At 65.4% G+C, this 23,641-nt stretch carries 17 protein-coding genes; 8 read left to right on the forward strand and 9 right to left on the reverse strand.

The window, feature by feature from the left end; genetic code table 11:
• The first annotated feature begins 122 nt into the window (after window positions 1-122).
• Entirely contained in the window at window positions 123-692 is a 570-nt protein-coding gene (locus LDO22_RS12575) for a hypothetical protein (protein ID WP_224023561.1), read from the forward strand.
• Window positions 689-3,553: an ATP-binding cassette domain-containing protein gene (locus LDO22_RS12580; RefSeq protein ID WP_224023563.1), complete on the forward strand. Its 2,865-nt coding sequence runs from the start codon at window positions 689-691 to the stop codon at window positions 3,551-3,553. The genes LDO22_RS12575 and LDO22_RS12580 overlap by 4 nt, the downstream gene beginning before the upstream one ends.
• A gap of 10 nt (window positions 3,554-3,563) precedes the next feature.
• Here the strand turns inward: LDO22_RS12580 and LDO22_RS12585 are convergent, their stop codons facing one another.
• The 3 genes from LDO22_RS12585 to metH form a co-directional block, all read right to left on the reverse strand.
• Window positions 3,564-4,268, reverse strand: coding sequence for a hypothetical protein (locus LDO22_RS12585; protein ID WP_224023566.1), 705 nt, complete (start codon window positions 4,266-4,268; stop codon window positions 3,564-3,566).
• Between the two features lie 67 nt (window positions 4,269-4,335).
• Window positions 4,336-4,602: a DUF1272 domain-containing protein gene (locus LDO22_RS12590; protein WP_224023568.1), complete on the reverse strand. Its 267-nt coding sequence runs from the start codon at window positions 4,600-4,602 to the stop codon at window positions 4,336-4,338.
• A 56-nt stretch (window positions 4,603-4,658) separates the two neighbouring features.
• A complete protein-coding gene (gene metH / locus LDO22_RS12595; protein ID WP_224023570.1) occupies window positions 4,659-8,303 on the reverse strand; it encodes a methionine synthase in 3,645 nt (1,214 codons plus the stop codon).
• Window positions 8,304-8,480: 177 nt separating this feature from the next.
• On the opposite strand from metH, the gene LDO22_RS12600 reads away from it, so the two are divergent.
• A complete protein-coding gene (locus LDO22_RS12600; protein WP_224023572.1) occupies window positions 8,481-10,049 on the forward strand; it encodes an AAA family ATPase in 1,569 nt (522 codons plus the stop codon).
• A gap of 1,124 nt (window positions 10,050-11,173) precedes the next feature.
• Here the strand turns inward: LDO22_RS12600 and LDO22_RS12605 are convergent.
• Window positions 11,174-12,235: an LLM class flavin-dependent oxidoreductase gene (locus LDO22_RS12605; RefSeq protein ID WP_224023574.1), complete on the reverse strand. Its 1,062-nt coding sequence runs from the start codon at window positions 12,233-12,235 to the stop codon at window positions 11,174-11,176.
• Window positions 12,236-12,410: 175 nt separating this feature from the next.
• On the opposite strand from LDO22_RS12605, the gene LDO22_RS12610 reads away from it, so the two are divergent.
• Window positions 12,411-13,385, forward strand: coding sequence for an alpha/beta fold hydrolase (locus tag LDO22_RS12610; protein WP_224023576.1), 975 nt, complete (start codon window positions 12,411-12,413; stop codon window positions 13,383-13,385).
• A gap of 1 nt (window position 13,386) precedes the next feature.
• On the opposite strand, the gene LDO22_RS12615 is transcribed toward LDO22_RS12610, so the two are convergent.
• The 5 genes from LDO22_RS12615 to LDO22_RS12635 form a co-directional block, all read right to left on the reverse strand.
• Window positions 13,387-13,818 carry a hypothetical protein gene (locus tag LDO22_RS12615; RefSeq protein WP_224023578.1) on the reverse strand — a complete coding sequence of 144 codons (432 nt, stop codon included), beginning with the start codon at window positions 13,816-13,818 and terminating at the stop codon, window positions 13,387-13,389.
• Between the two features lie 95 nt (window positions 13,819-13,913).
• Window positions 13,914-14,828, reverse strand: a complete 915-nt coding sequence (locus LDO22_RS12620) for an intradiol ring-cleavage dioxygenase (protein ID WP_224023580.1) — start codon at window positions 14,826-14,828, stop codon at window positions 13,914-13,916.
• Between the two features lie 330 nt (window positions 14,829-15,158).
• Entirely contained in the window at window positions 15,159-15,794 is a 636-nt protein-coding gene (locus LDO22_RS12625; RefSeq protein WP_224023582.1) for a GntR family transcriptional regulator, read from the reverse strand.
• Window positions 15,795-15,834: 40 nt separating this feature from the next.
• Window positions 15,835-17,298: an FAD-dependent tricarballylate dehydrogenase TcuA gene (gene tcuA / locus LDO22_RS12630; protein WP_224023584.1), complete on the reverse strand. Its 1,464-nt coding sequence runs from the start codon at window positions 17,296-17,298 to the stop codon at window positions 15,835-15,837.
• A 119-nt stretch (window positions 17,299-17,417) separates the two neighbouring features.
• Window positions 17,418-18,086 (reverse strand): GntR family transcriptional regulator, encoded by a 669-nt coding sequence (locus tag LDO22_RS12635; protein ID WP_224023586.1) that lies wholly within the window; start codon window positions 18,084-18,086, stop codon window positions 17,418-17,420.
• Between the two features lie 319 nt (window positions 18,087-18,405).
• On the opposite strand from LDO22_RS12635, the gene LDO22_RS12640 reads away from it, so the two are divergent.
• Genes LDO22_RS12640 through LDO22_RS12655 form a run of 4 tightly spaced genes read left to right on the forward strand, consistent with a single transcriptional unit; the run spans window position 18,406 to window position 23,565 of the window.
• Window positions 18,406-19,497 (forward strand): PrpF domain-containing protein, encoded by a 1,092-nt coding sequence (locus tag LDO22_RS12640; RefSeq protein WP_224023588.1) that lies wholly within the window; start codon window positions 18,406-18,408, stop codon window positions 19,495-19,497.
• Window positions 19,498-19,536: 39 nt separating this feature from the next.
• A complete protein-coding gene (locus LDO22_RS12645) occupies window positions 19,537-20,634 on the forward strand; it encodes an ABC transporter ATP-binding protein (protein ID WP_224023590.1) in 1,098 nt (365 codons plus the stop codon).
• Window positions 20,631-22,415: an iron ABC transporter permease gene (locus LDO22_RS12650; protein ID WP_224023592.1), complete on the forward strand. Its 1,785-nt coding sequence runs from the start codon at window positions 20,631-20,633 to the stop codon at window positions 22,413-22,415. The genes LDO22_RS12645 and LDO22_RS12650 overlap by 4 nt, the downstream gene beginning before the upstream one ends.
• 31 nt (window positions 22,416-22,446) lie before the next feature.
• On the forward strand, window positions 22,447-23,565 hold the full coding sequence (locus LDO22_RS12655; RefSeq protein ID WP_224023594.1) for an extracellular solute-binding protein: 1,119 nt from the start codon (window positions 22,447-22,449) through the stop codon (window positions 23,563-23,565).
• Window positions 23,566-23,641: the final 76 nt, after the last annotated feature.

The following is a 23,641-nucleotide window of genomic DNA, read 5'->3' on the forward strand; positions in this document are numbered from 1 at the left end:
CGGCACTCACGTGAGTGCCGCCGTCGGCCCTTTTGCGTTGGCGGGGACGGCGGGCGGCGAGGGCCGCGTCACACAACGGAACGCCCATCCGCTCCGGAGCGCCAACGCCCTACCCTTGACTGGTGACATTGACTAAACTCCGCACCGCGTCCGCGGGCTCCCTCGCCGCCGCCGGCCTCCTGCTTACCCTCGCCGCCTGTTCCACGCCGGCCTCCACCCAGCCAAGCTCCCCGGCCCCTGCCTCATCTGCAGCGGCTTCGTCGAATGCCAGCGCCGCTTCAACCTCTGCCGGCCCCTGCGCCGGCGTGAAGGTCATCGTCGATTCGGGCGCCCTGAAGCAGTCCGCCGCCGACACCTCCGCCTGCGTGTCCGTGGATGGCCCCACCGTGGCCGCCAAGGTCCTCGAACAGGCCAAGATCAAGACCGAGGGCACCGCCAAGTACCCCACGAGCTTCGCGTGCCGCGTCAACGGAGTGCCCGCCGCGGACTTCGACATCAAGCACAAGGGTGGCACCGCCCGTGAAGCGTGTGATGACAAAAACACTGTCTCGTATTGGGCACTCTGGGTGAAGCCCGCCGCCGGCACGTGGGCTTACGCGCAGGAAGGCCTGGACAGCCTGAAGCTCAACCCCGGCGAGAGCCTTGAACTGCTCTACACGGTGGACAACGAACCGGCAGCACCCGCGTCATGACCTTCCGGCCCGCGCCGTTGCGCGCAGCGGCGGTTCTCGCTGCTGTGTTCATCGCGGCGCGGGTCGCCTACCGGGCCCTTTTCAACGGGGCGGCCACGGGTACCCCGGTCCTGCTGGACCTTCCGCCGCTGAGGCTCCCCGCCCCGTACGCCCACGTGGTGTTCCTGGGTCCGATCACGGCCCCGGGGCTCTGGGCGGCGGTGCTGTCAGCGCTGCCCATCGCCGCAACGATCCTCGGCTTCGGCCTGCTCAACGCCTGGGTGGATGTGTCCCGCGGTTTTGTCCGGCTGGCCCGGGGCGGTCCCCTGCAGGGCGTGGCCCGCATGCTGGTGGTGGCGTGGGCGGCCCTCCCGGCGCTGGCCGACGCCGTGGCCTCGGTGCGCCTCGCCTTCCGGCTCCGGGGCGAACGCTTCGGCCCCCGCGCCCTGGTGCCCGTCCTCGAACGCACCCTGGAGCATGCCGGCCGCATTGCCGCGGCCCTGGAGCTGCGCGGCTTCGGCAGCCGGGCATCCCGCCAAGTACATCACGACGACGGCGGCCCGCTTCTGGTGCGCGACGCACAGTTCCGCATCGCTGACACGCGCATGAGGGTTGACTCCTTTGCACCGCCGGCTGGGTCCGTCGCGGTGATCACCGGGCCCACAGGCTCCGGCAAGTCCACCATTCTGCGCGGCCTCGCGGGCCTCCTTTCGCACGTGGACGGTGGCGCGCTGTCCGGCACGGTGCAGATAGCCGGGACGGACCGCGCCAGCGCTCCCCCGCGTGATACCGCGGGGTTGGTGGGCGTCGTCCTGCAGAATCCGCGCGCAGCCTTTGCGACCACCCGCGTCCGGGACGACATTGCCCTGGCCCTCGAGCTCCGCGGTATGCCCTCCGCCGCCGCGAAGGCCCGGGTGCTGGAGGTGGCGGAACGGATTGGGGTGTCCGCGCTGCTGGACCGGGACGTCAGCACCCTGTCGGCAGGAGAGGCAACGCTTGTGGCCATTGCCGCCGCCGTCGTGGACCAGCCCCGGCTGCTACTGGTGGACGAACCTCTGGCCGACCTCGACGCCAACGCCCGCGGCCGCGTCATCGCCGTGCTTCGTGCCCTGGCCAACGACGGCGTGTGCGTCGTCGTGGCCGAGCACCGGGCCGCGGCCCTGGTGCCGGTTGCTGACTCTTGGTGGACCATCGAGGGCGGTGCGCTGGTGCCGGGTGCCCCTCCTTCCCCCGCCGCTCCCGGCGTTGCCTGGCCAGCGGCCGTTCCGGATCACGGCCGCGGCCCCGTGCTGACGGCAACCCACGTCGAGGTGCACCGGAAGGGCAAGCCGCTGGTCCGCGATGCCTCCCTGGTCCTGCACCCCGGCGAGATCGTGGCGCTGGTGGGGCCGAACGGGGCCGGGAAGTCGTCCCTGCTGGTGGCGCTGGCCCTGGGCGAGGGTACGGGGACAACGTCCGACGGCGGCCGGGTCGCCCTGGTGCCGGACGCGTCGGACGACCTCTTCACCAGGGACACGGTCACGGGCGAGCTGCGGTCAGCGGAGCGGCGGCTGGCGCGCCGGAAGAACGGCATGGCGGTTGCTGCTGGTACCGCGGCGGCCCGCCTTGCCCGGCTGCGGGGAGACGTCCATATGCCGATCGGCAACCAGCATCCGCGGGACCTCTCCGCCGGCGAGAGCAGGATCCTGGCCATCGCCCTGCAGACCATGGATGACCCCGATGTGCTGCTCATCGACGAACCCACGCGCGGACTCGATCCGGCCGCACGGACTGCAGTGGCGGCGGCCCTGCGTACCGCGGCAGAGGATGGCGCGGCGGTCCTGATCGCCACGCACGACCTCGACTTCGCCCACGGCCTGGGCGCCCGGATCCTGCCCATGCGGAACGGCGTGGCACCATCCCTGGAACCTGTCGCTGCTCCGGACCCGTACGTCCCGGCACCCCGTCCTACTCTTGCCGGAGCGCAGGCGGCGGCGTCCACCGCTGAACAGCCAGACGCACCGGACGCCAGGAAGCCCCACCGGGTCCGGATGCCGCGGAGCGCCGAGCTTGCTGTCCTCGCACTCGCCAATCTGGCCGCCCTCGCGGCGTTCTGCTGGCCCCTGCTTGCCGCGGCCCTCCCGCAGGATGCTGCGGCGGCAACCCCCTACGTTGCCCTGGCCATCGCACCCGTGGCAGCGGTCGCCGTCGTGCTTTCCCTGGACGGATCCGTCCGCTCGGCACACACCGTGGCACTGCTCGGGGTGCTGGCTGCCGTCGGTTCCGCCGTGCGGGTGGCGAGCACCGGCGTCGGCGGCGTGGAGGCGGTGTTTATCCTGCTGATCCTTGCGGGCCGCGCGTTCGGCGCCCGGTTCGGGCTCCTGCTCGGTGCGGCGACGATTGCCGTGTCCAGTGCCTTGTGGGGCGGCATCGGCCCGTGGACGCCGTTCCAGATCTTCGCCTGCGCGTGGGTGGGCGCCGGGGCTGGGCTGCTTCCCCGCCGGGTGCGGGGCAGGGCCGAACTGTGGATGCTGGCGGCCTACGGCGTGGTGTCGTCGTACGTGTTCGGGCTGCTGCTGAACCTGTGGTTCTGGCCCTTCGCCGTGGGCGGCGGCACCGGGATTTCGTACGTTCCGGGCGCGCCGCTGGGCACCAACCTCAGCAGCTTCCTGCTGTATTCGCTGTTGACGTCGACGGCGGGCTGGGACACCCTGCGTGCCGTCACCACGGTGATCGGCATCGCCGTGGTGGGCCGGGCGGTGCTTGTTTCGCTGCGGCGGGTGAAGCCGGTGTCCGGTGGGGTGGCTGGATCCGCCGGGAAGGCTCACCGGGAGGCCGTCCCTGCGTCCACCATCAAGGAACCAGACGAATCGCGCCTAAGCCGCTCCGGAACCAACCAGTGAGCAGGTCCCTTCAGGGGCTTATGGCACGGGATGGGACGCTCCCCACTATGGCGGTGTAGCGGAGACCTGCCGATGTGGCCAGGAGGACGATCCCCACCAGGATCGGCCAAAACTCGAAACTGAAGCCGGTTGCCGCTGCCACGCCGAGTGGGCCGTTGGTTATCGGGCCGTTAACGGTCTCTGCCGCCGCGTTGGGCCCGCCCCAGGAGGTATAGGCGAGAACCTGTTGTGATGCCACGGACCCTGCAACGGAGAAACAAATCTGCCAGGCTATCCCGCCGAGGATGAGGGCCGAACCTGCCATACGAAGGGCCCTGCCCAGCCCGGTTTGGAATGAGCCGGGCTGTTTAGCGCGGGCCGTCAGTTTGAGCACTGCCACCGCGATGGCAATGGCCACGAGGCCCTGGAGCAGATAGCCGGCGGCCAGCAAGAGCCGCACGTCGGCGCCGAGACCCAGCACCTCCACGTCGGCGTAGGTGAAGCCGCCTCCCGCTACCTGGGCCGACGGCCCGTCCAAAATGTCGACGCCCTCGGGAACCTGCGGCCAGAACTGGCGGACCGGGAGTTTGATGGGCACCGCTCCGCTCGACAGCAGGGCGGTGCCCACGAGATACAGGGTTCCGAGGGCACTGAGTCCGAGGTAGATCCGGGCCAGCACATGGGTTACGGCCAGGATCTTCGGCCGTGCGCTTTGATCGGACAGTTGCGTTTCCATGCGGCCCCCAAGCCTCGGATGGGAAATGTCGATTAAAGCACGACTGCGCCGGGGCCCGAATAACCGCCTAAAGAGCAGCGGGTTCGGAATGCCCCGTCTTGTGGAGGCAGTCCGGCGAGAAGACCCTGACTTGGCTGGCCGGGTTGTTCACCAAAGCCGCAGCGGGCCGGACGGGGCGGCGCTGCAGGTCTCCCCCGCAATTGGGACATGCACGGTTCGGGAAACGTTCCACGCACTCCGGGCACCAGGTGCATTCAAAGGTGCAAATGTAGGCCTCCGAAGAGGGCGAAATATCGCGGTCGCAGCACTCGCAATTGGGTCTGATCTCAAGCATGAGGAAAGCCTACCTGTGGGTAGCCTAGGCCTCTGACCAGCGGAAACAGGGAGCACTCACACCTTGAAGTATTTTGCCTCCGGGTGGTGGAACACGAACGCGTCGGTGGACTGCTCGGGGTGCAGCATCAGCTCGTCGCTCAGGATGACGCCCATGCGCTCGGGCTTCAGCAGCTCGGTGATCTTGCGGCGGTCCTCCATGTCCGGGCAGGCGGGGTAGCCCAGCGAGAAGCGGGCGCCGCGGTAGTCGAGCTTGAAGTACCCAGCCGTGTCCTTGGGTTCCTCGGACGCAAAGCCGAGCTCCTTGCGGACGCGGGCGTGCCAGAACTCGGCGAGCGCCTCAGTGAGCTGCATGACCAGGCCGTTGAGCTCGTAGTAGTCGCGGTACTGGTTGGCCGCGAACATCTTGGAGGTGAACTCTTCGATCTTGGAGCCGGCGGTGACCAGCTGCACGGGCAGCACGTCGATCTGGCCAGACTCGCGGGACTTCACGAAGTCAGCCAGGCACAGGTGCCGGTCGCGGCGCTGGCGCGGGAAATCGAACCGCAGGCGGTCGGTGCCGATCGGGCCGCCTGAACCACCGTCCGGGGCGAGCAGGCCTGCCTGGCCCAGGACGCCGTCGGGATCCTCTCCGTGGTGGAGGACCACCACCTGTTCGCCCTCGGAGACCACGGGGAAGTAGCCGTAGGCCACGGAGGCGTCCAGCATGCCTTCGCCCAGGATGCGGTCCAACCAGTAGCGCAGGCGCGGGCGGCCTTCGCGTTCCACGAGTTCCTCGTAGGAGGCGCCGTCCTCGCCGCGGCCAGGCTTGAGGCCCCACTGGCCCATGAAGGTGGCGCGCTCATCGAGGAACGCGGAGTAGTCGTGCAGGGAGACGCCACGGACAATGCGGGTACCCCAGAACGGCGGCACGGGCACGGGGTTGTCGCTGGCGACGTCGGACCGGCCGGGCATGGCCTCCGGCTCCGTGATGGTGAACTTCGCCCCGCCTTTGTGAATGCGCTTCTTCAACGGCGGCAGGCCGACGTCGTCCGGTGATTCGCCGCGGGCAACGCGCACCAGCGGCTCCATGAGGGAGAGTCCCTCGAAGGCATCCTTGGCGTAGCGGACCACGCCGTCGAACTGCTCGGCCAGATCCTGCTCCACGTAGGCGCGGGTAAGGGCGGCGCCGCCCAGGATGACCGGCCACTTCTTGGCCAGGCCGCGGGACTGCAGCTCGGCGAGGTTCTCCTTCATCACCACGGTGGACTTCACCAGCAGCCCGGACATGCCGATCACGTCGGCGTTGTGTTCCTCCGCCGCGGCGATGATCTCGGCGATGCCCTGCTTGATGCCGATGTTGATGACCTTGTAGCCGTTGTTGGTGAGGATGATGTCCACCAGGTTCTTGCCGATGTCGTGCACGTCGCCGCGGACGGTGGCGATCACCATGGTGCCCTTGCCGGAGGAGTCCGACTTCTCCATGTGCGGTTCCAGCAGGGCCACGGCGTTCTTCATGACCTCGGCGGACTGGAGCACGAACGGCAGCTGCATTTCGCCGGCGCCGAAGCGTTCGCCCACCACCTTCATGCCCTCGAGCAGGTGGTCGTTGATGATGCCGAGCGGGGTCATGCCTTCGCTGCGGGCCAGGTCCAGGTCCGCTTCGAGGCCCTTGCCTTCGCCGTCGATGATGCGCCGTTCCAGCCGAGCACCGGTGGGCAGCGCCGCGAGTTCGGCGGCGCGCTGGTCCTTGAGCGCTGCGGTGTCGACGCCGGCGAACATGTCCAGCATGCGGGCCAGGGGGTCGTAGGTGGTGTTGCCGTCGGCGTCGTATTCGCGCCGGTCCCAGACCAGGTCCAGGGCCACCTTGCGCTGCTCCTCCGGGAGGGAGGCGAGCGGAACGATCTTGGCGGCGTCGATGATGCCGCTGGTCAGGCCGGCCTGGACGGCTTCGTGCAGGAACACGGAGTTCAGGACGATGCGCGCCGCCGGGTTGAGGCCGAAGGAGACGTTGGAGACGCCGAGGGTGGTGTTGATGCCCGGGTACTTGGCGGTGATCTGGCGGATGGCCTCGATGGTTTCGATGCCGTCGCGGCGGGTTTCCTCCTGGCCGGTGGCGACGGGGAAGGTGAGGCAGTCGACGATGATGTCCTCGACGCGCATGCCCCACTCGCCCACCAGGGAGTCCACCAGGCGGGAGGCGATGGCCACCTTGCCCTCGGTGGTGCGGGCCTGGCCTTCTTCGTTGATGGTCAGGGCGATGACGGCGGTGCCGTGTTCCTTCACGAGCGGCATGATGCGGGCAAAGCGGCTGTTGGGGCCGTCCCCGTCCTCGTAGTTGACCGAGTTGACCACGGGGCGGCCGCCGATGAGTTCCAGGCCGGCGCGCAGCACGGGCGGTTCGGTGGAGTCGATGACCAGCGGGAGGGTGGAGGCGGAGGCGAACCGGGAGACGATCTCCTTGACGTCGGCCACGCCGTCACGGCCCACGTAGTCCACGCAGACGTCCAGCAGGTGGGCGCCGACGCGGATCTGTTCGCGGGCGATGTCCACGCAGTCGTCCCAGCGCTCTTCGAGCATGGCCTGGCGGAAGGCCTTGGAGCCGTTGGCGTTGGTGCGCTCACCGATGGCCAGGTAGGCGGATTCCTGGTCGAAGTTCACGTGCTGGTAGAGGGAGGCGACGCCGGCTTCACGTTCTTCGGGGATTCGTGCCGGTGCTGTCTTGTCCTCGGTGGCCACGGCTTTGGTGCGGAAGGGCGCAAGACGTTCGACGACGGCGGCCATGTGTTCCGGCGTCGTACCGCAGCAGCCGCCCACCAGGCCCAGGCCGAATTCGCGGACGAACTGTTCGTGCGCGGTGGCGAGTTCGGCGGGTGAGAGCGGGTAGTGCGCGCCGTTGGCGCCGAGGACGGGCAGGCCGGCGTTGGGCATGCAGGCGATGGCGACGGAGGACTGCTTGGAGAGGTGGCGGAGGTGCTCGCTCATCTCGTCCGGGCCGGTAGCGCAGTTCAGGCCGATGGCGTCGACGCCGAGCGGTTCCAGGGCGGTGAGCGCGGCGCCGATTTCGGAGCCCATGAGCATGGTTCCGGTGGTCTCCACCGTCACCTCGACGAAGATGGGGAGGCGGACGCCCTTGGAGACGATGGCCTGCTTGCAGCCGTTGACCGCGGCCTTGGTTTGCAGGAGGTCCTGGCTGGTTTCGATGAGGAACGCGTCCGCGCCGCCGTTGATGAGGCCCTCGGCCTGGAGCGCGAACGTCTGCTTGAGCCAGTCGTACCTGGTGTGGCCCAGGCTGGGGAGCTTAGTGCCGGGGCCCATGGAGCCGAGGACCCAGCGCATGCGGCCATCTGTTTCCTCGGCGGCTTCGGCGCATTCCCGGGCGATCCTGGCACCTTTTTGTGCGAGTTCCTCGATGCGGTCGTCGATGCCGTAGTCGGAGAGGTTAGACCAGTTGGCGCCGAACGTGTTGGTCTCCACGGCGTCGATGCCGGTGGCGAAGTAGGCGTCGTGGATGTCCGCGATGACGTCCGGGCGTGTGTCGTTGAGGATCTCGTTGCAGCCCTCGAGGTTCTGGAAGTCCGTGTCGAGCTGCAAGTCACGGCCCTGGAGCATGGTGCCCATGGCGCCGTCGGCAATGACCACCCGGTGGTTCACGGCGTCCAGGAGTTCCTGCGAACGGGCGGGACGGGGGACGGACTCGATGTCCAGTGCGAAACGAGGCATTTAAACAGGTTACGGGCGGGGGCGCCTGGGTTGCGCTGTGTGTCCGGATGCTACGGCGGGGTTGTGGTAGTAGTCCCCAAGACGAACTTAGTGCCGCATGAACAAAATCGAGGACGGTTAGCATCGGGGGCCTAGACCGGAATTTAGAAATTCTAGAACCAACGGTTAGAATCCGGTATGACATTGGGGCAAACCATCCACAGCGAAATTCGGGACAGTGAAATTACGGCTCTAAGCGAGCGGGTTTCCAAGCGTAAGTATCAAAGTTACTTACTCGGTATGCGGCTTGCAAAGCTCAGAGCTTACAAAGACGCCTCAATCAGGTTCGATTTTCCAGTAACGGCACTAGTCGGACCCAACGGCGGCGGTAAGACCACCGTACTTGGCGCCGCCGCGCTTATCTTCAAGGAGATTGCCCCTAGGCGATTCTTTGCAAAAAGCGGAAAATATGACGCCAGCATGAAGAGTTGGAAGGTCGAGTATGAACTTTGGGAGAGAGACCCTAAAAGAAACACCAGTTCGCTAACTACTCGTACCGCAAGTTATGTAAGCTCAAAATGGAGCCGTGATGCACTATCCCGGAAGGTCCTCCTATTTGGCGTTACTCGGACAATCCCCGCCAGCGAAAGGAAAGACCTTACATCTTTCATAGGAGGAAGCTTCAAAAGTCCTAATGAAACACAGCTTTCGGCGAGCACCATCGAAGCAGTGGAGAAGATTTTGGGCAAAGAAGCACGGAATTACCTCCTAGTAGCCCTCCGTAAGGGAGGGGTCAAGAATCTATACGCGGCAGTGAGCCAGAACGGTGACGCTTACTCTGAGTTTCACTTCGGCGCCGGCGAGGCCAGTGTCATTCGCATCGTTTCGGATATCGAGCAGAGCCCCGATGAATCCCTGATTCTGATCGAAGAGATCGAGAATGGCCTGCATCCCGTTGCAACGGAGCGTCTTGTCGAGTACCTGATCAAAGTCGCTAAGCGAAAATCCTGCCAAATTATTTTCACGACTCATTCCAATTATGCGTTGGCACCGCTTCCCGATCAAGCTGTTTGGGCCTGCGCTGAAGGAGAACTGACACAAGGCAAGCTTGACGTGAATTCACTGCGCGCACTGACCGGTAAGGTCGAAGCGTCTCTGGCCATCTTTGTTGAGGATGCATTCGGGGAACAGATGGCGCTGGCTGCCCTTCGCGAATATCGGCGGCGAAAGGGCATCTCACTACTCGGCCTGAGCATTCATGCCGTAGGCGGACACGGTAATGCTGCAAAGTATGCCAAAAGTCAGAACCTTAATCCTGCCATTACCTTCAAGGCGATGGCCATCCTTGACGGTGACATGAGAGGACAGATAAGTCATGATGAACTAATTGTGTGCTTTCCCGGCGAGTCGGCTCCTGAAAGCCATGTGGCAAATGCGGTCGAAAGTAAGCTCGATGTAGTGGCAGCTCGTCTTGCACTCAATCTTAATTTGCCGACGTCCGACCAAACACGTGTAGCGGAGTCAGTTAGGGAAAGACTTCGTACTAATCACGATCCACATGTTCTTTTTGAGCAAGTTGGTAACGACCTTGATTTCATCGGTGCAGCCGCAGTGCAGCGCGCCTTTCTTACTCAATGGGCGGAACAGTTCCCAGAAGAAGTGGATGCCATCTTCGATCCTGTCGCTGAATACTTGCCAAAAGAAGGCGCCTCCGTCCCTGGACTTTCAGAGGAGGGTTGTGAGAAGCCTGCCCTAGTCGACATGTGATGCGGCTTTGAAGGTCAACACCGAATCGGCATCGGGACTCAGGGTCGTCCGAGTACGGGTGACAAATTGGTGCGAGCGCGAAGGATGCGCATGCGCTCTGGAGCCCTTGGGAAGCGGCGTGTCTACTCTGCCCGTCCTCTGCTCACCGTGGTTGACAGGCGGCGCTCCTGGTCTTCAACCGCACTGCCGTACCGCACGCGGCAAAGAGTCCTTGTTGTAGTAGACGGCGGTGGCGCGGTCGACTTCCTTGGGGGTCCGCATAGGAACGGACCAATGACCATGTCGCTCCGTGACCATGACGGCCGCGCCCGCATTCGGTAACTGACTATTTGCGGACCGTAGACGGATATTGAATGAACTTTTATTTTGGGGGAACTAATTGATTAACCGCTGGCTTCATAGGGCGAAGGTCTACCTCAGCACCCTATATACGGCCGTTGTAAAAGTTATTGTAGTCACCATTCGATTTATCAAGACGCTACTACTGCAATATCCATGGATAAGACTACTGGCTGCAGTCATCGTGCTTCTTTTCATCGCAGCGCCGGTTGTCGAGTCAATTACCGCGAATAGAAACATGGAAGCTTGCACGGCAGATCACGCGAAGTGTGAAAACCAGGCAATCCAACTAGCGCTTAGAACTCCTGGCGATCGTGAACACGTCGCCCAAACAGCTCTCGCTGTCTATGGGCCTGTTATACAAGCCCTTGAAGAGTCCAGCAGCCCTATGGCCCCCGGACTCCTTCCTAACCTAACCTCATCATACGAGATTCTTATTGAGGGCCTAAATTCCGACCGACTAGATCCAGGCTGCGTTAGAGACGGTCTCGTTGAACTCTTGATACAGGACAAGCTGGATAATGCACGTACGCAGGTACTAACACGGTCCTTCAAAGCGGTCGGGCAGATAAGTGGTGTAGGTCCGACTCCCACAAGAGCTCTCAAAAGCTACTTCGAATTCGTCGGGCGTATTCCCCAAGCGGCTACGTTTCTGGTGGGGACCTATGACCACTATGTGAAATTTCCCCATATACAGGGCTCCGAGCTTTTTTGCGCGCGAAGGTAATACACGGCCGCCTACCGCTCAATTTTGGCCAAAACGCCTTCACCAATCTGTAGGCCGTTTAGGTCTCCTCGATCTGCCCTCGACCGACTTCCAAGCCAGTCCACCCCAAAGCCGGCCCCAGCTTCCCCGCGATGTCGGTCAGGATCTGCACGTAGTCCGCGTGATCGAAGCTGAAGGGCAGCGCGAATGCCACCTCGTCCACCTCCTGGAAGCCTGCGTGCGCGTAGAGCTGCTCGGCGATCTCCTCGCTGGTGCCAATGAGATCAGCCGCGAACATCATGCCCCTCGGCCCCTGCGGAGCAGCCGTGCGCGGTGTGCGTTCATCCACATACCGTTGGTACTTCTCGCGCTGGGCAGGAGTCGCCGAGTCGGTCGGAATCACTACCAGGCCCTGCGAGACCCGCGCCCCGGCATGTCCCGCGGTAGCAGCCGCTTCCCGAAACGCCCGGATCTGCGACTGCTGGACAAGGGCGAAGTCCGGCTCCTGGTCCTTGTCCGGGAAGATCACGCTGCTGGACAGCAGGTTGAACCCATTCGAACCGGCCCACACCGCTGACTTCGTACTGCCGGCCCCGTACCACAGGCGCTGCCGCAGGCCCGCGGAAAAAGGCTCTATCCGGTTGGAGAACTCCTCCACCACGCCTTGCTTGCCGGAGAACTCCCGCACCGGCTCGCCCGCAACCAACCTGGCAAACCGCTCCACCCGGGCGTAACTGAAGTCCTCCACCTCCGCGGTATCTGGATACAGCTCGTGCTTCACGGTGTCGTACTGCATCGGCTCCCCCACACTTACGCCGGGATTGATCCGTCCGCCAGCCAGCAGGTCCACCGTGGCCAGGTCCTCGGCCAGGCGCAGCGGATTCTCCCAGCCCAGCGGCGTCACCGCAGTTCCCAGCTCAATCCGCGAGGTCCGCTGGCTGGCGGCCGCCATCACCGCCACAGGAGAGGAGATGCCGAACTGCAGGTGCCGGTGGCGTAGCCACGCACTGTCGAACCCCAGCCGCTCCCCCAGTTCAATGATTTGCAGCGTGGACTCGTGCCCGGCCGCTGGATCAAGAGGATCGAACAGCCCAATGGTGAGAAAGCCAAGCTTGCGTAAAGGACGGTCGGGCTGCGGCATGGCTTCCTCCAGGATCCGGGGACGTGGCTGGTGTTCAGACTAGGCGCTCAGACGGAGCATGAACCAACATGTCCCACGGCCCGGCGCCGCATGTAAAGACAACCTTGACGGCGCCGTCCACCAAGACGTTAGGCTCACCACGAGCCAGCGACGGCGCAGGCAAGGGGAGGAAGATATGTCACTGCAGGAAATCGAGTTCACATCCGCCAACGGCCGCGACACCATCCAGGCCTGGGTCTACGAACCCATCGGGCAGCCCAAGGCGATCGTGCAGCTGATCCACGGGCTCGGCGAGCACTCCCGCCGCTACCTCCACCTCATCTCCACCCTGGTGGACGCGGGATTCATCGTGGTGGCGGGCGACCACTCCGGCCACGGGCGCACGGCCATGCAGCAGGGCACCTGGGGCGACGCCGGTGAGGACGCCGCCAGCGTGGTGGTCGCCGACGAGGTCACCCTCCAGGCCAAGGCCAGGGAGGCGCTTCCCCAGCTTCCCTATGTGGTGTTCGGCCACAGCTGGGGCTCCATGATCGCCCGCGGCATGGCCGTGGACCCGCGCACCCAGCTGGCCGGCCTGATCCTCTGCGGCATCGCCGCGCAGATGCGCGGCATCGAGAAAATGATTGACCGGCCCGAACTGGCACGGCTTGCCGCCGGCGAGCGCGGCGCAGAACCCGCACCCCAGGAACTGGTGGGCCAGCTGTTCGACGGCTTCCTGGGCCGCTTCGGCGAAGGCGCCGGCCCCACTGCCTGGGTCGCTCTGGACGCCGACGTCGTCAGCGACCACGGGAGGGACCCCTTCAACAACTTCGGCGCACCCCTGAGCGCCCGCTTCCTGCAGGGCTTCGTGGACCTCTACGACCAGGTCACCTCCGACGACTGGTACAAACAGCTCCCCGCGGAACTCCCCGTCCTGATCCTCGCCGGCGACCAGGACCCCGTGACCAACTACGGCGAGGGCGCCTACCACGTGGCCAACCGCCTGGCTGATTCGGGCCACGCGGACGTCCGCACCCGCGTCTTCCCCGGCGTCCGGCACGAGGTGCACAACGAACCCACCACCCGCGCCGAGACAGAACGCGAGACGGTCGAGTTCATCCAGCGCGTCACCCAGCGGCAGGATTCCCCCGCACCGTCAGCTGCACAATGAATCAGGCCGCCCGACTTACGGAGGAGCCCTTAGTACGGTTCCGGTCCAGGATCAGCGCGAGGGCGATCCCGAACATCCAGACGTCCTTCGCCAGCACGGTGCCTTGCTGGCTGGGCCGGATCCCGTCCTCCAGGGTCATCTCCGGAATTCTTCGGTACATGGTCAGAAGCGATCCGGAGAAGAGGCCAAGGCCCAGCCCCGCCAGCCGGCTCGGCACGAACGGTGCCAGGAGTGCCGCGCCCAAGGTCATCTCGGCGTAGCTGAGCAGCTTTCCAAACGTTTCCGGCTCCATCCGGGCCACCTGCGGGTACACCTTGGCTCCCATGCCCTGCATACGGGCTGCGCTGTCCTTGTCCAGGTTCCGCTTGCTGTAGCCGGCGTTCAATATGAAGGCTCCGGTGGCCAGGCGGAGGGGAATGTGGCTCAGTTTCATCATTGTTCCCTTCACAACGTGCGGGGGTGATGCGTGAGAGCATAGTTCGCCCGGCTATGCACCGCCAGAGCCGGGAGGGTGTTGATCGTTTCGCGCTAGATGGTCACGTTGAGTCCCGCCGTGTAGCCGACAGCCGCTGAACCGGTCATCGTCGCCAGCTGGTAGATGCCGCCGTCGTTCCCGAACACGTTGTCCGATTTGAGCGTGGTGCGGGTCATGTTCGTGACGCTGCGCTCGTACCCGGGGGTGGCGTACACGTCGTCGCAGGCCGCCTGCGGCAGCGCGATCTGGGAAACCGCCAGGACCTGTCCGGCGGAGGTGGCATTGTTCATGGACTCGAACACCTCGAAGTGGATGTGCGGCCAGCGCCCGGAGTAGGCGGCCGGGAAGATCGACGTGAACGTGACCTGCCCGTTGGCATCGGCTTCCTGCACGCCCCGCAGGTAGTTCTCGTTCTTCAGGCTCGAGTCGTACATCGAGTATTTTCCGTCCCGGTCGCAGTGCCAGGCGTACACTGCGGCACCGGCCATCGGGGCGCAGCCGTTGGCGTTGTCCAGGAGGGTCAGGGTGAAGGTCAGGGGTACGCCCTCGGCCTTTGCGGAGGCAGACCCGAAGCTCGACGTGATGTCCTTCCGCACCACCCCGGAGGCTTCCAGGACGTTCGGACCGTTGGAGCCATCCCCCGGATAGGGACCGGCGGTTTCCTGCGGGATTTCCACGCCGCACTCGGCGATGGCCCGGGTCAGCGTGGGGGTGGCGGTGCCGGCGTCCGTGGCCGTGGCCGACGCGGAGGACGTGGCGGCCGTCGCCGTGGTTGTTGCCGTCGCGGTGGAGCCCGTGGTTGCGGCGGGTGTGCAGGCGGCGAGCGCGGCCACCGCACCGCCCGCGCCGAGGAACAGTCCCAGGGACCTGCGGCTCACCAGGGTGTTCAGGTCGAACTCCAGCCCCCGGTCGTGGTCGGGGTGCGGCTGGTCAAGGTCGGGCTGGCGGGGTGTGCGTGAAGTGGTCATGATGCAAGGAAACCTCACGGGGCTATGCCCTGGGCCGGTTGCTGCTGTGCCGTAGCTGTGTGTCCGGACGGGCGCTTCCCCATAGGAAGCCAGCCCCCGCAGAACGTACGACGGCGGCACGCGCCCGCCGCCGTCGTCGTCCGTTCCAGCGAAGGCGGCCCGGCGCATAAGGCGCCGGAAAAGCGAGGAGGGGCAGGCCCATTGGAGCCTGCCCCTCCTCTTTGCACCGGCTGATGCCCTGCGCCCGACTTTCGGGTTTCCTGTTGCGATGGAGTATGCAGGAACATCTGCCGGCGGGCTTGTAAAGGAACGCCTCCGGCCGTCAGCGGCCTAGAGGGTCCTGGGATCTTCGGCGTACATCTTCAGCCTGATGTCCAAGGCGTCCGACATGTGGCGGGCGGCGATCTCCCCCGCCCGTTTGGAGTCCCCGTCCCCGATGGCGGCCAACAGGCCGGCGTATTCCGCCAGGACCACCGGCCACCGTCCCGGGTAGGTCAGCGTGGTGAGGGTGTACCGGCGCACCTGCTGGTCCAGGCGTTCCAGCAGTCCGATCAGCGACGGGCTGTGCGTGGCGTGCCACAGCTGGGCGTGGAAGGCGCGGTTGGTTTCGGCGAGCGCCCGGCCGTCACTGGGATCCAGCTGCTGCATCTGCGTCAGCAGCCCCGTGAGCAACTGGCGGTCCAGGGCGGTTGCCTTGACGGCGGCCTTGGCAGCCGCGGCCTGCTCCAGGATGATCCTCGACTCGTAGATGTCGATGATCTCTTCGGCCGAATGCGTTCGGACCACCACCGCCTTGCCGCGCCGTTCCACCAGCCCGTCCTGCTCCAGCCGCTGCAGCGCCTCCCGCACGGGCGTCCGGGAAGCCCCGTAGCGCTCCGTGAGTTTGGCCTCCGTGAGCGGCTCGTCAGGGGCAAAGACGCTCGCGAGAACGTCCTCGCGGAGCCGCTGATGGATGGGACTGGCCACTTTTTCCTCTTTTCCGTTGCTGGTGGGGCTGCTGGGTTGCTTAGGCGATGGAGCCGGCGCGGCGGCCGAAGACGGCGCCCGCCGCAAGCCCGGAGCCGCCGGGGTAGTTTCCGCTGAACAGTCCGCCCAGCGCTTCCCCGCAGGCATACAGCCCTTCGAGCGGCTCCGCGTCTTCGGTGAGCACGCGTCCCCAGGTGTCCGTCTTGAGGCCACCAAAGGTGAAGGTGATGCCGCAGGTCACCGGGAAAGCGTAGAACGGGCCGGTGGAGATGCTGCGGGCCCAGTTGCTCTTCGGCGGCCGGGTATCGGCACGGCGTCCATCCTTGACGTTGGGGTCAAACGGGGCGTCCTCCGTGATCGAAGCATTGAAGCCCTGCACCGTTTCCTCCAGGCCCTCGGGACTGATGCCGGCCTTCTGGGCCAGCTCGGCGAGGGTCGGCGCGGTGACCACCGAGACGCCCGGCATGTCGTACTCCTCGGCCCGCAGCATGGCGCGGGAGGAGGCGTCGAAGATCTGGAAGGCAACCGATCCCGGCTGGGCAAGGATGTCCCGGCCGTACTTCGCGTAGGTGTAGTTGCGGTAGTCGGCGCCCTCGTCCACGAACCGCTTGCCCTCGCTGTTCACCACAATGCCCAGCGGGTACCCGCCGCGGGTGAGCTGGTTGGTGAGCTCCAGGTTGCTTTCGTTCTCCGGGTGCCAGGCGTCCCAGGCCACGCTGTGGCAGGTGGACCAGTCGCCGCCCCTGGCCGCCCCGGCGTCGAGGGCGGCGAGGATCATCTCCCCCGTGTTGCCCGGCGTGCCGCGTACTTTCGCGTTCTGCCAGCCCTCCCCCAGGTGCTGGCGGCGCAGTTCTGGGGAGGCTTCAAAACCTCCCGAGGCGAGGATGACCGACTCGGCCCGGAGCTCACCTTCTCCGGTTGAGGTGCGGTACCGGACGCCGCGCACGCGGCCGTCCTCCTGGATGAGCCCGGTGGCTGCGCAGTCGTAGATGACCTCAACGCCCATGCGCTCCGCGGCGGCGCGGTGGTCGGCCATGAGCCCCTTGCCGCCGCCCACGTTGCCCACGTGCAGGCCGCCCCAGAACAGATAGCCGCCGTCCTCGGTCCGGTACGCCTGGCGCTCATACATCAGGCGGTATTTGAGTCCCATCCCCTGGAGCCACCGCAGGGTCGGGTTGCTTTCACTGACCAGGACCGCGGACAGTTCGGGGTCGTTGCGCCCTTCAGAGACCTTGGACAGATCGGCGAGGTATTCGGCGGCGGTGTAGGCGGGGACTTCGCTGGCGGCGTGCCGCTCATCAGGTTCCACGAATTCGATCAGCTCCTGGAGCCCGTCATGGGAGATGCGCGTGGCACCGGCGGTGTAGAAGCTGTTGCCGCCCGATGCGGCTTCCCGGGCCTTTTCGAGCAGGACCACTTTGCGTCCACGCTCGGCGGCTGCAAGTGCTGCCGCAAATCCGGCGTTGCCGCCGCCCACTACCAAAACGTCGCTCTCGATCATCATCAATCTCCTCAGCTCCATCGCTGTACACGATTGTATACATAAGTATGCCGTCGCATGCAATAGCGTCTTGGTGCAGGCTTTACGGGTTCGGCGGGAGAGGTCTATGCCGGATTATGACGCTATCCCAGGCGCGGGCTGCTGATTTCCTGGGCGTCGATGTACATCTGGATGCGGATGTTCTTTGCCTCGTCCATATGGGCGCTGGCGATGCGGCCGGCCTCCTCCGCGTTCCGGGCGCGGATGGCCACCAGCAGCTCCTCGTGCTCCTTCAGTACGCGGTCCCAGCGCTCTTTGGTGGAGAGCGTGGTGCCGGGGTAGCGGATGAAGTGGACCAGGATCCGGTCGAGCAGGTCAAGGAGGGCGGCGCTGTGGCTGGCGGCCCAGATGCGCTCGTGGAAGGTTCGGTTGGCGGCGGCCAGTTCAGCCGGAGTGGCAGCATCAAAATCAAGGGTGACCATGGCCTGGTGCGCGCGGTCGATCAGCATCAGGTCCATGTCGGTGTGCCGGAGGGCAGCAGTTTTTGCGGCCGCCTCCTCCAGGAAGGTCCGCACCTCATAGAGGTCCAGCATCTCCTCCGGGCGGTACTCCCGCACCTGCATGCGTGAACCGTAGCGCTCCACGAGCCCTTCGGTTTCAAGGCGCCGCAATGCTTCCCTGATGGGCGTCCGGGAGACGTTGTACTTCTTGGCCAGGGCGCTTTCGACGAGCTGGGCACGGGGAGGCAGCTCCTGCGAGATGATGGCGTTCCTGATCATCAGGTAGGGGCTTGTCTCTGGTTGCGACGCCACGGGCGGCCTCCGGTCTTCACGCAAACAAGCGGCAGGGCGCGCCGGCGCCATACCTTTAGCCGCAATTCTAACGCACTGCATACCGTTCCGGCGCGCTGTGAACACCGTGCCGATTTATCGCACACCCGCCGAAGCTGGCAGGCGCCCAGACCGCCGCTTCGGTATTCATATTCAAAGAACTGTTGCTTAAGTCATACCAACGGTATACCGTTTGTGACCAACGCCATACAGCAGGCCAAATGCCGGATTCCGGTTGGCCGAGCTTTGAACATTCACCCGGCGACTGCACACGGCAGGGCGCGGTATTTCAGGAGAACCAATGACGCTTCTATTCAGGGAAGAGCCGCAGGCCGGTACCCTCCCGGTCACCCCGGTACCGGCCACCCTCGTCCGTGGCGGCACCAGCAAGTGCTGGATATTCCGGGACGAGGACCTTCCGGCCGACGCCCTGGAGACGGACCGTCTCCTCATCCGCACCTTCGGCTCCCCGGACCTTCGCCAGATCGACGGAGTAGGCGGCGCCTCGTCCACCACCAGCAAGGCGATCACCGTGGCCGGCACCGACCGGGACGGAACGGTCCGCTACCGGTTCGCCCAGGTGGCCATCGACGAGCCGGCAGTGGAGTGGGCCAGCAACTGCGGCAACTGTGCAACAGCGCTGGGCCTGTACGCGCTCCATGCCGGACTGGTCGCTCCCACCGGGGAAGTCACCCGGGTCCCCATCCTGAACACCGTGACCGGGCTGCGCCTGGTCTGCGAGATCCCCACGCCGGGGGCGCAGGTGCCGGCCTACGGCGGGCGCCGCCTCGACGGCCAGCACTACCCCGGCGTCCCCATCGACGTCATCTTCCAAAAAGCCTCCTGGTCCAGCTACGGAGCACAGTTCCCCACGGGCAACGCCATGGACGAGCTTGAGGTCGACGGGAAGCGGTACCAGGCGACACTGATCGACGCCGGCGCCCCGGCCGCGCTCTTCGACGCACAGGACCTGGGGCTTGACGCAACCGGCAGCGAGGAAGCCTTGGAGGCGCTGGTCCGGCTTGCCCCGCAGCTGCGCGCAGCGGCTGCCCGCAGGATGGGCCTTCCGCAGGACCTCACATCCATTCCGAAGGTTGGCATCGTGGGGCCTCCGCCCACGGGCGCAACCGGCGTCTCGGCCCGGATGATCTCGATGACCGCACTGCACCCCGCCATCGGCCTCACCAGCGCGGTCGCCGTCGCTGCCGCCTCGGGGACACCAGGCAGTGTGGTGCAGCGCAGCGTGGTTCCGGCGGCGGAGGCCGGACTCTTTATCCACTTACTGAAAGGCAAGACGGCGCTGGCATTGGATGCAGCCGATCCCGCTGAAGTCTCCTTTCAACGCTCGGCCCGCGTCATCAGCGAAAGCACCATCCTGGTGCCCAGCGACTGAAGAAACCCCTACCGGAAAAACCCAGCCAAGGAATCAGCCATGAAAATCAGCATTCAAAACCTGCAGCTGAAGTACGGAAGCTTCACTGCCATCGAAAACCTCAACCTCGACATCGAAGACGGCGAGGCCCTGGTCCTCCTCGGCCAGTCCGGTTGCGGCAAGACCAGCACCATGCGCTGCATAGCCGGCCTGGAGGAACCCACCTCGGGGCGGATCATCATCGACGACGTTGTAGTCTTCGACTCCGAAAAGGGCATCAACCTGCCCCCGAACAAGCGCAACGTCGGCATGGTCTTCCAGTCCTACGCGGTATGGCCGCACATGACGGTGGCCCAGAACGTTGCCTACTCCCTCAAGCAGAAGAAGCTGTCCAAGAGCGAAATCGATGAGCGCGTCATGGAGGCCCTCACGCTGGTGGGCCTGGAGCCTTACGCCGACCGCGGCGCCAGCCTGCTCAGCGGCGGCCAGATGCAGCGCGTGGCCCTGGCGCGCAGCCTGGTCATGCGGCCCAGCGTGCTCATGCTCGACGAACCGCTCTCCAACCTTGACGCCCGCCTGCGTGACCGGCTCCGCGTTGAACTGCGTGAAATCCAGCTCCAGCTGGGGCTCACCTGTGTGTACGTCACCCACGACCAGCACGAAGCCTTCGCCCTTGCAGACCGCATCGCCCTGCTCCAGGGCGGCCGGATTGTGCAGATGGGCGCCCCGCAGCACATGTACGAGGCACCCGCCAGCGCTTCGATCGCCCACTTCCTCGGTGTTTCCAACATCATGGACTGCACCCCGGAGGGCACCGCCACCGGGTCCACCACCGCACGCATCACCAACAGCGAGCTCACCATCCAGTCGGCGCAGCAGGCCAGCGACGCCGGCGCATCCCCCAAGGTGTGCATCCGGGCCGAGGACCTGCAGATCACCGCCATGCCCACCGAACACCCCAACTCGTGGCCGGGAACGGTCCGCGTGGCGGGCTTCCAGGGGAATGACATCCGGTACGCGATCCAGCTGGAATCGGGGCCCGAGCTGGACGCACTGGGCGGCCTGCGCCGCGGCGAACAGCACAAAGTGGGGGACCGCGTGTGGGTCACCGTCAACCCCCGCGAAGTCCAGATCCTGCCGGCTGAGGTCCTCGCATGAGCCTCAAGACCACCGAGGCGGCCACCCGCGCCGAGGCGCGCCTGGCACCGAAGCCCGAACCCCGGGACTACCGGGCTGCCCGGACCCTCTCGGGCCTCCGGAAAAACACACCGGGCCTCATTGTCCTGGCCATCCTCGGCGTCCTCATCGTCCTTCCGCTTGCCCTGGTGCTGCTCGCCGCGTTCTCGGACAGTGTTCCCCGGCCGGGCAGCATCTCCCTGGGCGGCCTGACGCTGTCCAACCTGGCGCTGCTGGCCACCCCGGAAGCACTCGGCGCATTGGTCAATTCGCTCATGGTCGGCGCCGGCTCGGCGCTCATCGCCCTGCTGATCGGCGCGTTCCTGGCCTTCGTGTGCGCCCGTTCCGATGCGCCATGGCGGAAGTTCATCTTCTTCATCGGCATGGCGCCGATGTTCATCCCGGCCCTGGTGGGCGCCCTGGCGTGGTCGCTGCTGTGCTCGCCGAGCGCCGGCTACATCAACATCTTCCTCCGCGACCTGGGCATTGATGCCGCCATCAACATCTACAGCCTGCCGGGCCTGGTGTTCGTGCTGGGAATCTTCTACGCCCCGTACGCCTTCCTGCTGCTGCACAGCTCGCTGTCGATGATGAACGCCGACCTCGAAGAGGCTGCCACCGTCCATGGGGCTCCGCTGCGCACCATGCTGCGGACCGTCACCCTGCCCCTGGCCCTGCCGGCCATCCTGGGCTCCGCCGTCCTGGTCTTCGCGCTGACGATGGAGAACTTCCCGGTGGCCCAGGTCATCGGCAACCCCGGCGGCGTGGACACGCTGCCCACCTACATCTACCGCCTGATGAGCGCAACCCCGGCCAAGAGCAACCAGGCCGCCAGCGTCGCCGTCATCCTGACCGTTGCGCTGATGGCCGTGACCCTCATCCAGCAGCGCATCATCAACAAGCGCAAATTCACCACCATGACCGGCAAGGGCAACCGTCCCCGGCAGGTGCCGCTGCGCAAGATGCGCTGGCCCTTCACGATCATCGCCCTGGCCTACTTCGCAGTCTCCGTCGTGCTGCCCATGCTCGCCCTGCTCGCCGCGTCCATGCAGGCCACCCCGTTCGTGTCCTCGATGTCGCAGCTGCTCGAGGCCAATTCCCTCAGCTTCGCCAAGCTGATCGAGGTCCTTGGATCCAACGACTTCCAGCTCGCCCTCAAGAACAGTGTCCTGGTGGCCCTGATCGCAGCCTTTGCCGGCACCACGCTCAGCTTCATCGCCTCCTACATCCGGTACCGCACCAAGTCCAAGGTGGGGCGCCTGATCGAACTGGTCGCCATGACCCCCCTGGCCGTCCCCGCCATCGTCATGGGCATCGGACTGCTCTGGACCTGGCTGCTGCTCCCGCTGCCCATCTACGGCACCCTGGCGATCCTCGCCGTCGCCTGCGTTGCAGTGTTCATGCCCCAGGGGTACCGCGGCGTCTCCGCCTCGATGCTCCAGATGGACCAGGACCTCGAGGACAGCGCCGTGATGCTCGGCGCCGGACGGACCAGGTCCGTCCTGGACGTCACCCTGCCCCTGATGCGCGTGGGCATCATGTCCTCGTTCCTGCTGTTCCTCATGCTCTCCATGCGTGAGCTCAGCGCCTCCATCTTCCTCTTCACCTCGAACACCAGGATCCTGTCCATCCTCGTGTTCGACAACTTCGACAACGGCCAGAGCCAGGCAGCTGCAGCCGTCAGCGTCCTGTACTGCCTCGTCATCGGAATCCTCGCCGTCATCGCCCAAAAAGTCGGCGGCGAACGCAAGACCAAGAACTGACCTCACCCCACCTTTGAAAGGGACACCCACAATGAAGTTAGCGTCCAAGCTCCCCGCCCTCACCGCCGCCGGAGTGCTCCTGGCCCTCAGCCTGACCGGCTGCGGAAGCGCCGCGCAGAGCGCCGGCGTGGTCACGGCCAGTGCGGCTGTGAAGACCGACGACGGGCTGGTCATCAACGGCGAGTCCATCGCGGACAAGGCCACCTACGAGAAGGCCAAGACCCAGACCCTGTCCCTCTATTCCGGCTACACCGATTCCTCTGAAAGCGCCCTGGTGGACGCCTTCACCAAGGACACCGGCATCAAGGTCAACGTTGTCCGGCTCACCCCGAACAAGCTCTCCGAACGTGTACTGTCCGAGCAGGGTGCCGGCAAGCTCAGCGCCGACGTCATCCGCACGTCCGACTACCGGATCGCCAAGTCCATGGAGGACGCCAAGGTCTGGAAGGCCTATGACGTCCCCGGCGCCTCCACCCTCAAGGACGTCTCCGTGGACGGCGGCCAGTTCACCCGCATGTTCAACTCCGTCTACACCCTGGGCTACAACACCCAGCTGGTGAAGGAAGCCGATGCCCCCAAGTCCTGGGCGGATGCCGTCGGCGGCAAGTGGCAGGGCAAGCTGGGCATCGTCCAGGGCGGCTCGGGCGGCAGCACCGCTGCGCTGAACCGCTTCATGGAAACCAAGATGGGCGGCGACTACTTCGCCAAGTACGCTGCGCAGAAGCCCAAGATCTACGACTCCCTGGGTGCTGAAGCCACGGCCTTGGCCCGCGGCGAAGTGGCCGTCGGCACGGTCACCATCAGTGGCACCAACATCTCTGCCGTCCAGGACAAGGCTCCGGTCAAGTTCATCGTCCCCGAGGAAGGCCTGGTCTCCTACGACTACTACCTGGGCATGACGGGCACCGCCACCAACGTGGAAGCCGCGAAGGTCTTCATGAACTACAACCTTTCCAAGCAGGGCCAGCAGGTCTTCGCGCAGATCGGTGAATACCCGGTCCGCACGGACGTGGCACCGCCCACCATCATGGGCGTGACCCTCCCCGCCGTCGACTCCGGCAAGGTCTTCCGCATGCAGAACACCGACGCCGTGACCTACGGCAAGGATGATCTTGCCAAGTGGAACCAGGTGTTCGGCTACACCAAGTAACCCCGAAATCCCATGCCTGGGGACCCGGCCTCCGCCGGGTCCCAGGCTTTCTGGTTTCACCCACCACCAGGAGGCC

The organism is Arthrobacter sp. NicSoilC5 (genome assembly GCF_019977395.1).
Classification (GTDB): domain Bacteria; phylum Actinomycetota; class Actinomycetes; order Actinomycetales; family Micrococcaceae; genus Arthrobacter.